Below are 13,322 nucleotides of genomic sequence, written 5' to 3'. Positions count from 1 at the left end.
CGATTATTACATAAAACTGCTATTTTAAATGAATTCGTCATGATTCCAAGCAGGCATACGCATTAAGCCAGGTGTTGGCTTCTACGGTTCGTATATATTCGATATTCTTTTCCAGTCCTTCGCGTTCCGCTTTTGTACCGGAAGCTGCATGAAGATCTTTTAAAAGACAGTTTCCTGTATTCTCATCTTTTGAAACGATGGTATAATAAACTTCAGCCTCCGAAAATCCACTGTCAGGATTCATATATACTTTTCCGCGTGGCGAATTGATGGTCATACCGCCAAACGTTGTGTTTTCCAGTCCTATAAACTGTGCAGCTTCCCATCCCAATACAGAAAAAAGATTAGCTTTCCCGTATTTGATGCCGTCCATTACAGTTACAAAAGCTTCGTTTTCAGGGGTCTTCAAATTTCTGGACCAGGCTACTGCCGCACTCCATTCATATCCTGGATATGGTATTTTTTTCAGCCATGTCTCATCAGAAGTGAAACCTGTACCATACACTTTACAGTAACCGGCCATATCGCTGCTTCCTGCAAAAAAATCTTCCGCCATATCTCCGCAAAAAGTTGCGAGTACAGCAGTTTCAGGTTCTTTCTCAAGAAATTCTGTAAGAGGTTTCAGTGTAAATTCCGAACGTTTTAAGGAAGTAATATGATTAAATACTATTGATCCTCCTTTTTCTTCAGTTGCAGCGGCATACACATAGGAAGGACGGTATCCGGCATCATAAAAAGAGCAGGTGAATGCAAAATTCCTGAATCCGTCTTCGATGGCTTTCTTTGTAATCATACGGGTACATAGACCGCCCTGCAGAGAGATAAACCATGCATTGGAGAGCTTTTCGCTGAATCTAGGGAACTGATAGCCACTGTCCAGAACAATCAGGGTCTTTCCCGAAGCTTCAAACAGAGGATGTACGAACTCTGCTGAAAGAGGATTCATATATCCTATGATAACATCGGTTCCGGCCAACAAAAATTGTTCGCAGTGATCATAAATTTCCTCATTTTTTGCAGCGACCCCTATTCCTGCCGAAACGATTTCATGGTATCCTTCCAGGCCCATATTTTTGAGGGATTGTTTGAAACCGTCCATAATATCGAATGAGATAGACGGATAAATAACGGAGCGTGGTAAAAGTAAAGCTATTTTCATATGATTGATAAAGTCTCCGGCAAAGCAATTTTGCCGGAGATTGAGTAAGTAAATCGTAATTTTAAGATCTTGAAGGGAAAATTCCGTACATACAGATAATGTAATTAATCCCCAAATACGGCTGGCGAATGCTTATTGGCTGATTGCCTCCTGAAACGCTTAAAGCGAATGCATTGGATATGCCCTTCATGCTGCTATCCGGCTGTTCACTAGAATACAAGCCCTGCAATGAAGCCAATGTGTTGCCTGCCGGAGACCCTGTATTTCCTTCATCTGAAAATGTTTTTATAGAAACAGTTTCGGATCCGGCAGTATGTACATGCGCTGGCATGTGCTGTACGTCGCACGTCACCGTTTCAGTTCCGACCATCATCCCTAATGAAAACACTTTGGTTCCTACTCCGGTTCCGGTTCCCATAGCCGTTCTTCCCGCAAAATTCGGCAACATAAAATTTGTCGTCCCATTACCTCCGTACATTGTGCCTAAAAGTGCAAAAAGAGCCTGATTTGTATTGATTGCTACTGTTTGCCCCTGACAAAATGCCCAATATTGAGGAGCAAAATTTCCGGCAAACATTCTTATTTCTGACATGGTTCCTTCCATAATAATTGTTTTTTAATAATTTAATGAATTAACCTCTTGACGGATAAATACCTTCAAGACAAATAATGTAGTTAGTAGCCAATACAGGCTGTATAATATTAAAAGGGATATTGCTTCCCACGGCAGATATAGAACCTGTTGTAGTTGCCGGTGCAATAAAAGTATCCGGTGCCTGAGTAGAATAAGCTGTGGCTGAACCTGCAAGCACATTACCTGCTGGAGATCCTGTATTGCCTTCATCCGAGAAGCTTGGAAATGCAATTGTTGCAGCAGCAGTATGGCTGTGCGCAGGCATTTGTGCTGAAGTCATGGTAACCGTTTCAGTTCCGCCTGTTTCTCCTAAATCTATGGCCGTAAGACCTGCGCCCTGGCCTGTTCCTACAGCGATCCTGCCACGAAGATCCGGAACAGCAAAGGTAGTTTGTCCGTTACCGCCATAAGTAGTTCCTACGATTGAGAATGCGGCCGTATATTGTGCTATACTGTAAGGCGTTCCGTCGCAGAAAGCCCATCCAAGAGGAGCAAAATTTCCACCAAATAAACGTATTTCTCCTATATAACCTTCCATAATGATATCTTTAATTGTTATTAATGTTATTTAAATTGCAGCAACTATCCTCTCGGAGGAAAGGCCCCATAGAGACAAATTATATAATTCATACCAAGCGAAGGCTGAACAAACGTGAGTGCATTATTTCCTCCCGACACACCGATCTGCAATGATAACGGAATCGGTTTTGTTGTAGAATCTGAATTTTGGGTACTATACATTGACGCCTTTGATGCCAGAACGTTGTTTGCAGGAGTTCCAGAATCTCCCTCATCCGAATAAGCAGGAATTACAACATTTCCTGATAAGCTGTGCGTATGGGTTGGTAAATTGGCCATCGTAAGCGTTACAGAATTTGTTCCCGTCATTTCTCCGAGAGAATAATAAGATAGGCCCGGGCCCTGTCCTACCCCTACAGCAGATCTGCCGGCAAGGTTTGGCAGACCGAAGGTCGTTACACCATCTCCACCATAAGTAGTTCCTAAAAGTGAAAATAAAGCCGTATTTGACCTGATGGCCAACAAAGCACCATTGCAATACTGCCAGTTTCTGGGAGCAAAGTTTGCGGCAAAGAGTCGGATTTCTCCAATTGTTCCGTCCATAATTATTGGTTTTTAAAATGAAAAATTTATTTGAGTTTAACTTATTCAAGAAAAAAAGAGATTAAAAACAGATTTCAAAATGAATAAATTCTAAGATTTTAATCGGTGATTTTTTGATACAAAGCATACGGTTTAGATCCGGATGCAAAAGCTATCAATAGACATTCGGAACTAAATAAGTCACAAAAAAGTGAAGACAAAATTATAAGAAAATGAGTTTAAAATGATAATCATGATTGTTTTAGTTAATTGTTAGTTTTTATATATTATAGTAAGTGTTTGGCAGTTACTACATTTCCTTACAAATTTAATTTTATTATTGACATAATTACTATTTATTAAAAAAAATTAATTAATAATTTATTATCTTAATTTTTTATTCATTTTATAACTTTATATGTTAGCAATTATTTCACGATAAAATTAGACATTCCGGATGTACCGGAATTACGTATTTCTACTGAATTTGAATTAAATTTTGTTATAGATCATTAATTACCGATCTTACTATTTTCCATATCCATATAAATTCTACTTTGTTATCTATTTGTTTGGCATATCTCGTAGCAGTAAGGGTTTTGTTTATGAATCAAATTTGAATTTTTACTGCACAAAAAAACCGCTTTAAACTTTCGTCTAAAGCGGTCTTATTTTTAATAGGAATTATCCTTATTTCACTTCTTCAAAATCGGCATCCTGTACATCTTCTGCACCACCTGCATTTCCTGTATTCTGAGCACCTGCATCAGCACCCGGCTGTTGACCTGCGGCATACAGTTCTTCTGAAGCGGCCATCCAGGCTGCGTCCAAAGCTTCTGTTTTTGCTTTTACATCATCACCATTTTTGGCTTCGAAAGCTGTTTTCAATTCTGCGTGAGCGGCTTCGATGGCTGCTTTTTTGTCTGCAGATAATTTATCACCAAACTCTTTCAATTGTTTTTCCGTCTGGAAGATCAAACCGTCAGCTTTGTTGAAGATTTCAACTTCTTCTTTTTTCTTAGCATCGGCAGAAGCATTTTCCTGAGCTTCTTTTTTCATTCTTTCGATTTCCTCGTCAGAAAGACCTGAAGAAGCCTGGATTTTGATCGACTGCTCTTTACCGGTTCCTTTATCTTTAGCAGAAACACTTAGGATACCGTTGGCATCGATGTCGAATGTTACTTCGATCTGAGGAACTCCTCTTGGTGCCGGTGGAATATCTGTAAGGTCGAATCTACCGATTTCTTTGTTATCGTTGAACATAGGTCTTTCCCCCTGTCCTACTCTGATGCTTACAGCCGGCTGGTTATCAGACGCAGTAGAGAATACTTCAGATTTTTTAGTTGGGATCGTAGTGTTTGCTTCAATTAATTTAGTGAAAACAGAACCCATGGTTTCGATACCTAGAGAAAGAGGTGTAACGTCAAGCAATAATACATCTTTTACATCACCTGTCAATACCCCTCCCTGGATAGCAGCACCGATAGCAACTACCTCATCCGGGTTAACTCCTTTAGACGGTTTTTTACCGAAGAATTTTTCAACTTCTTCCTGGATGATCGGGATTCTTGTAGAACCACCTACCAAGATTACTTCGTCGATATCTGAAGTTGATAAACCTGCATCTTTCAATGCTTTGGCAACCGGCTCCATTGATCTTCTTACCAGGTCAGCAGACAATTGCTCGAATTTAGCTTTTGTTAAAGTCTTCACCAAGTGCTTAGGACCAGTAGCCGTAGCAGTGATATATGGAAGGTTGATTTCAGTTTGTGGAGAAGAAGAGACAACTCGATTTTTGCTTTTTCAGCTGCTTCTTTCAATCTTTGTAATGCAATAGCATCAGATTTTAAGTCAACACCTTCTTCAGCTTTGAACTCGTCAGCCATCCAGTTGATGATCACATCATCAAAGTCATCACCTCCTAAGTGAGTATCCCCGTTAGTAGATAATACTTCAAATACACCATCTCCCAAATCAAGGATAGAGATATCGAAAGTACCCCCACCAAGGTCATATACTGCGATTTTCTGGTCCTTGTGATTTTTATCCAAACCGTAAGCTAATGCTGCAGCGGTAGGCTCGTTGATGATTCTTTCTACTTTAAGACCGGCAATTTCACCAGCTTCTTTAGTAGCCTGTCTCTGAGCATCGTTGAAGTAAGCAGGAACTGTGATTACCGCTCTTGTTACTTCCTGGCCAAGATAATCTTCAGCAGTTTTCTTCATTTTCTGAAGCGTCATTGCAGAGATTTCCTGTGGTGTATATTCTCTGTCGTCGATTTTTACTTTTACCGTATCGTTTGGCCCGGATACTACTTCATAAGGTACTCTTGAAATTTCTTTCGCATCTTCCTTGAAATGTGTTCCGATGAATCTTTTGATTGAATATACTGTTTTCTTAGGGTTGGTTACCGCCTGTCTTTTTGCAGGATCCCCTACTTTTCTTTCACCATCCTCTGTAAATGCTACGATGGAAGGTGTTGTTCTTTTACCTTCTGCATTAGGAATAACAACAGGGTCTTTCCCCTCCATTACAGCAACACAAGAGTTGGTTGTTCCTAAGTCGATTCCAATTATTTTACTCATAATATTTTTTATTTTTTCTAATTTTGTTTTAAATTACACTCAGTATTTCTCAATATTTATACCATTCAAAATTATGTGACAAATTGACATTATTCCCCTTAAAAAAGTTCAAATCAACTTATCAAGAAGAGGTAAAATGTTTTAAAAATATTGACTGAAATCAGCCTGAACTGGTTTTATCCCGCCTGTGCAGTTTTGTCATCAACCGTTTATTTTTAGCTGAAATCTAATCAATTTGTCACCTCAATATGATACTTAAGATTGACTTTCTTAAAAAATCCAGTCTGTTCTTTATATTTTTACTATGTTTTTTAATAACTTTAAGGGATTGCAGATTATCGTAAACGGTAAGGTTATTAATGATTAAAAATTAATCAAAGTTTAACGTGAAAAGATTTTCAGCCCTACCACGAATCTGTATTTTTGATAAATTATAAACTAGAGAATGTCATTACATTTCAATCCCAGAGATATTACCTGGCTGGCCTTTAACGAAAGGGTTTTGCAGGAAGCGATGGACGAAAAGGTCCCTTTACATTTAAGAATCCGTTTTTTAGGAATTTTTTCTAATAACCTTGATGAATTTTTTCGGGTTCGGGTAGCCGGGTTAAAACGTGCTATGGATTTTAAAGAAAAAGTAATTGCGGAATCTTTTTATCAGCCGCCTTCCAAAATCCTTCAGAAGATCAACGAAATTGTAATGAGGCAGCAGCTGAATTTCGATAAAACCTGGAAAAAAATTCAGGCTGAAATGGCTGAGCAGCATATATTTATAAAAACTTCAAAAAATTTATCGCCCCGGCAAAAAGAATTTGTACGGAAATACTTTGATGAAGTAGTGGAATCCAATGTAATCCCGATCCTGCTTCACGAAAATACGCCGATGCCTTATATGAGGGATAAAAGTCTCTATCTGGGTGTTTCGATGCGGAAAAAAGACTGGCAGTATTCGAGCAATTACGCCATTATTGAAATTCCGTCGCGTTTTGTAGGAAGATTTGTCCTGCTCCCTACGGAAGATCCTGAAGAGAAAAACGTCATGCTCCTGGAAGACGTGATCACGTTTAATTTACCACACATTTTTTCCTATTTCGGGTATGATGAATTTCAGGCCAATGCTTTTAAAGTAACCAAAGATGCGGAGCTGGACCTGGATAATGACATCAGGACCAATTTTGCAGAAAAAATTGAGAAAGGTCTGAAAAACAGAAGAAAAGGAAAGCCTACCCGATTCGTGTTCGACAAGGATATGGATAAAGCACTCCTTGAAATGCTAATCAGGAAACTGAACCTGACGAAAAAAGACAGCATCATCCCCGGTGGAAAAATTCACAATTTCAAGCATTTCATGGATTTTCCCGATGTCTTTGAAAAATATGAACGTCCTGTCGAAAGAACCTCTTTTACCCATCCGGCGTTTGAACATGGTGAAAGGGTAACCGATGTCATCTTAAAGCATGATGTACTTCTTACGTTCCCTTACCATAAATACAATCCGGTGATCGACCTGCTACGGGAAGCAGCCATGGACCCGGACGTAAAATCGATCCAGATCACGGCTTACCGTCTGGCAAGCAGCTCGAAAATCATCAATGCCCTGATCTATGCCGCAAGAAACGGCAAGGAAGTAACGGTAATGCTGGAACTCCAGGCGAGGTTTGATGAAGAGTCTAACCTTGAATGGAAAGAAATGCTGGAACCGGAAGGAATCACTGTATTAATCGGACTTCCCGGGAAAAAAGTCCATGCTAAATTATGTGTTATCAAAAAAAGGTCCCATAACAAGACCATCCAATACGGTTTCGTAAGTACCGGAAACTTTAACGAAAAAACGGCCAGAATCTACGGCGACCACTTGCTGATGACGGCAGACCGCGGCATCATGGCAGATATCAATAAAGTATTCAACGTACTGAAAAAGCCGAAAGACGATTATCTGCCTGTACTGAAAACGTGCAAAAATCTTTTGGTATGCCCGCAGTTTATGCGTGAAAAGATCGTCCATCATATCGATAAAGAAATCGAGGAAGCCAAAGCCGGAAGACGTGCCGAAATGATCATCAAAGCCAATTCCGTAAGCGACCGGTCCCTGATTGAAAAACTGTATGAAGCGGCCAATGCCGGAGTTGTTATTAACATGATCGTAAGGGGAATCTATTGCGCGGTCAATCAGAAAGACTTCAAAGAAAAGATCAAGGCCATCAGTATCGTAGACGAGTACCTGGAACATGCCCGAGTGATGTATTTCTACAACAAAGGTTCCGAAGACCTCTATATTTCCTCCGCAGACTGGATGACAAGGAACCTGGATTACCGGATTGAAGCGGCCGTTAAAATCACCGATAAAAATCTGAAAAAGGAGCTGAAAGATATTCTTGACATCCAGTTGAATGATAACGTAAAAGCTCGTATTTTAGACAAAAAATTGAGTAACGAGTATATTCATAACAACAAGGAGAAATGCCGTTCTCAGATTGAAACGTATCGATATTTAAAAGCTAAAACGAATAAAGAATGAAGATTGCAGCCATAGATATAGGAAGTAATGCAGCCCGACTGTTGATCAATGAAGTAAAAATCAATAACAAAAAGCCGGAATTCATTAAGCTTAACCTGTTGAGAATCCCTTTACGTTTGGGGATGGATGTCTTCACACTCGGGAAAATCGGGGAAGAACGGGAAAAAATGGTCATTGATTCCATGAAAATTTTCAGCGACCTGATGAAGATCTATAAAGTGGAACATTACCGGGCGTGTGCCACGAGTGCTATGCGGGATGCTGCTAACGGCCAGGAAATCATTAGTGAAGTACAAACAACTTCGGGAATCAATATCGAAATCATCTCCGGAGATGAAGAAGCCGGGTTGGTTTTTGAAAACCACATAGCAGAAGGACTGGATAATGAATTTGCCTATCTTTATATTGATGTGGGCGGCGGTTCCACCGAGCTTACCTTCTATGAAAACGGAAAGATGATCTATGAAAAGTCATTCAATATCGGAACCATCCGTTTGCTGAACAACCTAGTAACGCCGGACAATTGGAAAGATATGAAAGAAGAGATCCGGAAGAATATCAACAGCAAAAAGCCGATCGTGGCCATTGGCTCCGGTGGGAACATCAATAAAGTATTCTCCATGAGCAAGACCAAAGACGGCAAACCGATGTCTCTTTCCCATCTTAAAAAAGTACATAAAGAATTCAATGATCTTACGGTTGATGAAAGGATGACCAAATACAACCTCCGCGAAGACCGGGCTGACGTGTTGGTGCATGCCCTGAAGGTTTTCAACAACGTGATGTCGTGGTCGGAGATCAACAGGATTTTTGTACCTAAAATCTCCGTTGCAGACGGGCTGATCCATAATATTTACAGCAAGCTGCAGGATAAGAAGTAATTGCTTAAACATAAATTAAACCGGCCGAATTGTTATCGGCCGGTTTTCTTTTGGATAAACGGGTGCTGTGAATGGTGAATTTACTTCGTGGTGAATAGTAGTGAATGTTTGATATGCTACCGGTTTTTCAAAGCACAGAGATTGTCATTCCTTTAGGAATCTAAGCCCGAATCTTTCCATGCTGTTCGCTGATATGATATTGAGATCACCAAAACAGAAGCAGAACATTTTACTGAAAAGAAATTGATTATTCACTCATTGACTATTGAAATTGACTCTAAGAAATTGACCATTCACCCTTCACCCTTCTACAAATTTGTATAATTTTTGATACCACATAAAGTAAAAACAAAAGTCAAACGTCACTATTAGTAATAAGCATATAAATGAACTCAATTAAAATAATTCTAACAGGAGCAACAGGAATGGTAGGGGAAGGCGTTTTGATGGAATGTCTTGAAAATCCGAACATTTCCGAAATTTTAAGTGTGAGCCGGAAGCCCTCCGGAAAGAAGCACGCCAAGCTGAAAGAATATATAGTTTCCGATTTTCTGAAGATCGATCCGAATGACGAAAATTTCAAAGGATATGATGCCGTTTTTTTCTGTGCGGGAATCAGCAGCGCAGGAATGAGTGAAGAAGACTACACCAAAATCACTTACGATATGACGCTGCACTTCGCAAAAGCGGTGCTCAGCCAGAACCAGGATATGGTTTTCAACTATGTTTCCGGATTATATACAGATAAAACCGAGAGCGGGAAAATGATGTGGGCCCGGGTAAAAGGAAGGACAGAAAACGCGCTCAGGAAGTTGGGTTTCAGGGCCGCTTACAATTTCCGGCCGGGATTTATGAAACCGTTTGAAGGCCAGGAAAATGTAAAATGGTTCTTTAAACCATTTATTTGGATTTTTCCTGTTGTATTCCCTTCAAAATCATTAACTTTACAGGAAGTGGGTATTGCAATGATCAATGCAGTGCTGAAAGGATACCCAACCTCAACATTAGAAATCAAGGACATTAAAAATTTAGCGATATGAAAGAAATGTTAAAGAGAATTTTTTTGGTTGCTTTCATTTTATTGGTCCTGACTGCTATTTCAGGGTTTTTCTATATGCAGAAACATCCTTTGGAAGGAAATAATAAATTAACGGGAAAAAATTTACATTTTTCAGGTCAGGTTTCCAAATAGAATAAGCTTTACCAAAACTGAACGCTTCCATCGTTATCCGGGATGACGGTTTATCTTTTTTGTGGATTCCTGTATCTTTTTCACCCTGAATCCTTTTCGGAATATCTTTTTATTAATCATTTATTAAAATTTGCTTAAAATGTTTGCAAAACAGAAACTTCATTTTTGCATAAATTTAAAGTAAGTAAAAAATGATTAACAACTACTTGTTGAAAAGTTCTGTGATCGCCGCATTTTTCCTTCAGGGAGCGGTTTCCGCACAGACTTCCCTTATCCATTACTGGAATTTTAACAATAATGCTTCTTCAGCAGCCATTACAACGCCAACCTATACTGCCGTCAGCGGATCGATGACAGCAGTAGCCAATGGAAGTACCGATATCGATTTTGCCGGAGGAACAGGCCAGAACTTCAGTGTTCAGAATCTCAATGCCAGAAACGGAGATGCTGCCGGAAGCCACTTGCGATACAATAACCCGATCAACGGGAGCCTGCAGTTTAATTTACCGACGACGGGGTTCAATAATGTGGTGGTAAAATTTACCACAAGAAGATCCGGATCGGGAGCAGGCACTCAGACCTGGAAATATTCGACGGACGGAACTACGTTTACCACCTATCAAACCGTTTCTCCTCTGGATGCAGATCCGCAGCTGGTTACCTTTGATTTTTCAGCGGTGCCGGGTGTTTCCAACAATCCGAATTTCAAATTAAAAGTTGAATTTGCGGCAGGCAGCGGCGGAACCGTAGGCAACAACCGTTTTGATAATTTTACAGTAGATGCCACTCCTGCCACTGCTGCGGACACCACTCCCCCAACCGTAACTTACCTTCCTTCAAATAACACAAATAATGCTTCTACGACGGTAAACCCTACCCTTACCTTTAATGAAAACGTACGGTTAACGGACAATTCGGCTATCAACGATTCTAATGCACAAATGCTTGTGGATTTCCGTCTTGGAAATGCTACAGGTTCCCAAATTCCCTTCACTACGACTTTCGCCAACAATAAAATTACGGTCATCCCCACTTCCGGATTGGTTCCTAACCAGACGTATTACCTGGCCTTAAAGCCGAATATGGTGGAAGATACCAGCGACAATGCAGTAACAGCAACCACTTCTTCTATTTTTACAACAGCAGGAACATCGGTTTCTTTAGATAAAAATTTTATTAAAGTCAATGAAAATTCAGGAAACCTGGCTTTTAAATTAAATATTTCCAATCCTTCCAATGCAACGGTTAATTTGGTCATAAAGCCGGCTCCATTCAGTACGGCGGACAGCAATGATTTCACACTGGCCAATCAGACCATCACCCTTACCCCTTCCACAACAAGCTACACGGTAAATATCCCGATTATTGACGATACCGCAGAAGAACAGCAGGCAGAATATTTTGTGGTAAGCCTTGAAAACCCTGTCGGTGCAACGATTTCGGGCGATAGCAATGCAACGGTTTATATTGTAGATAACGATAAGCCGTCACCGATTCCCACCCAGCAGATTTCCCTGAACTACATCGGAAGTTTTGATCCCTCGGGAACCAACACCAGCTCCACGGAAATTGTCGTTCATGATCCTGCTACGCAAAGGTTATTCACCATCAGTTCGATTACAGATGTTTTTGATATTATTAATTTCAGCAACCCAAATCAGCCGTCGGTTGTAAATACCATCAATATGGCACCATACGGCGGTATTACCAGTATTGCCGTGAAAAACGGAATTATTGCCGCCGCGTCTCCGAATACCAATCCGCAGCAAAACGGATCAGTGGTTTTCTTTGATATCAACGGAAACTTCCTGAAGCAGGTAACGGTAGGAGCACTTCCGGATATGATAACATTTTCGCCGGACGGAACCAAAGTAATGACCGCAAACGAAGGCGAGCCAAATGATGCCTATACCGTGGATCCTGAAGGAACCATCAGTATTATCGATATTTCAGGCGGAATTGCCAATCTTACACAGAGCAATGTAACTACGCTGAACTTCAACGCTTTTGACTCGCAGGTAGCCGCGCTGGCAGCAACGGGTTTGAGAAAAGTAAGAACCAACAATACCCTTTCCCAGGATCTTGAGCCGGAATACATCACAATAAGCTCAGACAGCCAGAAAGCCTGGGTGACCTTACAGGAAAACAATGCCGTTGCCGAAGTAAATCTAGCTTCAAAAACCATCACCGGAATCTGGGGCTTAGGCAAAAAAGACATGAGCATTCCCGGAAACGGCTTTGACGCATCAGACAACAACGGAGAAATATTAATTGCCAACTGGCCGGTAAAAGCATATTACACACCGGATGCCGTACAGAATTATAAAGTCGGGAATACCAATTATATCGTAACGGCAAATGAAGGAGATGAAAAAGACCTTTCCGGTTTCAGCGAAAGAACGACGGTTGGCGCCAATGCCTATACATTAGATCCGGCAGTGTTTCCTCAGGCGTCGGTTTTGAAAGCATCGTATAACCTGGGAAGATTCAGGGTTTCGAATGCTACCGGAAATACGGACAGCAATGCCGATTTTGAAGAAATGGCAGCACTGGGAGCCCGTTCGTTTTCTATTTTCAATGCCGATACCCGGCAGATCGTTTATGACAGCGGAGACCGTTTCGAGCGTTATATTGCCGCCAATCACCCGCTGATCTTCAATGCCGATAACGAATCGAATACCGTGAAGAGCAGAAGCCGTGCAAAAGGACCTGAACCGGAAGGTGTGGCATTGGGCAATATTAACGGACAGACCTATGCTTTTATTACCCTGGAAAGAACCGGCGGCGTGATGGTATACAACATTACCGATCCGAACAATCCGACATTTACCGATTATAAACATTCTCGTATGACTTCGGCTTATGGAGGTGATAACGGGCCGGAAGGCATCACCTACATCGCTCCGGGCAATACCACTACCGGAAAAGGATATGTCATCGTAGCCAATGAAATCAGCGGAACCTTATCGATGTATGAGGTGACGGGTGCTGCCACCCTGGGCACCGGCGATGTGAAAGCTGAAAAAGCAACGTTCAATATTTTCCCAAATCCGGTTGCGAGAGGAAATACGCTGTATTTTAACAGAGCGCAGGATTACGAATTGTACGATATGTCCGGAAAATTAATAAACAAGGAGAAAAATGCTTTAACAATCGAGACTTCGAAACTTTCTGCCGGTGTATATCTGGTAAAGACTTCGGAAGGCTATGTGAAAAGAGTCATTGTAAAGTAGAATATATTATTTAGTTGAT

At 40.8% G+C, this 13,322-nt stretch carries 9 protein-coding genes and 1 pseudogene; 5 read left to right on the top strand and 5 right to left on the bottom strand.

Translation table 11 applies throughout. The annotated features are described in order from the left end of the window. Positions 1–37 precede the first annotated feature (37 nt). The 5 genes and pseudogenes from QE422_RS07270 to dnaK form a co-directional block, all read right to left on the bottom strand. Positions 38–1,159 carry a hypothetical protein gene (locus tag QE422_RS07270; protein ID WP_307456312.1) on the bottom strand — a complete coding sequence of 374 codons (1,122 nt, stop codon included), beginning with the start codon at positions 1,157–1,159 and terminating at the stop codon, positions 38–40. 61 nt (positions 1,160–1,220) lie between these two features. Further along, entirely contained in the window at positions 1,221–1,763 is a 543-nt protein-coding gene (locus QE422_RS07265) for a phage tail protein (protein ID WP_307456311.1), read from the bottom strand. A 28-nt stretch (positions 1,764–1,791) separates the two neighbouring features. Next, complete coding sequence (locus QE422_RS07260; protein ID WP_307456310.1) at positions 1,792–2,331, bottom strand: phage tail protein; 540 nt, start codon at positions 2,329–2,331, stop codon at positions 1,792–1,794. Between the two features lie 44 nt (positions 2,332–2,375). Beyond that, positions 2,376–2,915: a phage tail protein gene (locus QE422_RS07255; RefSeq protein WP_307456308.1), complete on the bottom strand. Its 540-nt coding sequence runs from the start codon at positions 2,913–2,915 to the stop codon at positions 2,376–2,378. Between the two features lie 669 nt (positions 2,916–3,584). Continuing rightward, a pseudogene (dnaK, locus tag QE422_RS07250) lies at positions 3,585–5,479 on the bottom strand (molecular chaperone DnaK). 445 nt (positions 5,480–5,924) lie between these two features. Between dnaK and ppk1 the strand changes: the two are divergent. From ppk1 to QE422_RS07225, 5 genes are all read left to right on the top strand, one after another. Next, positions 5,925–7,997: a polyphosphate kinase 1 gene (gene ppk1 / locus QE422_RS07245; protein WP_307456307.1), complete on the top strand. Its 2,073-nt coding sequence runs from the start codon at positions 5,925–5,927 to the stop codon at positions 7,995–7,997. After that, positions 7,994–8,878 carry an exopolyphosphatase gene (locus tag QE422_RS07240; protein WP_307456305.1) on the top strand — a complete coding sequence of 295 codons (885 nt, stop codon included), beginning with the start codon at positions 7,994–7,996 and terminating at the stop codon, positions 8,876–8,878. Before ppk1 ends, QE422_RS07240 begins: the two co-directional genes overlap by 4 nt. 386 nt (positions 8,879–9,264) lie before the next feature. Continuing rightward, the gene (locus tag QE422_RS07235; RefSeq protein WP_307456304.1) at positions 9,265–9,918 is read left to right on the top strand and encodes an NAD-dependent epimerase/dehydratase family protein; all 654 of its coding nucleotides are present in this window, start codon (positions 9,265–9,267) and stop codon (positions 9,916–9,918) included. Further along, positions 9,915–10,070 (top strand): hypothetical protein, encoded by a 156-nt coding sequence (locus tag QE422_RS07230; RefSeq protein ID WP_307456302.1) that lies wholly within the window; start codon positions 9,915–9,917, stop codon positions 10,068–10,070. The genes QE422_RS07235 and QE422_RS07230 overlap by 4 nt, the downstream gene beginning before the upstream one ends. A 191-nt stretch (positions 10,071–10,261) precedes the next feature. Next, a complete protein-coding gene (locus QE422_RS07225; RefSeq protein WP_307456300.1) occupies positions 10,262–13,303 on the top strand; it encodes a choice-of-anchor I family protein in 3,042 nt (1,013 codons plus the stop codon). Positions 13,304–13,322 lie beyond the last annotated feature (19 nt).

Source organism: Chryseobacterium sp. SORGH_AS_0447 (genome assembly GCF_030818695.1).
GTDB lineage: Bacteria > Bacteroidota > Bacteroidia > Flavobacteriales > Weeksellaceae > Chryseobacterium.
The sequence above is the reverse complement of the archived record's forward strand: the minus strand, read 5'-3'. Positions and strand labels throughout refer to the sequence as shown.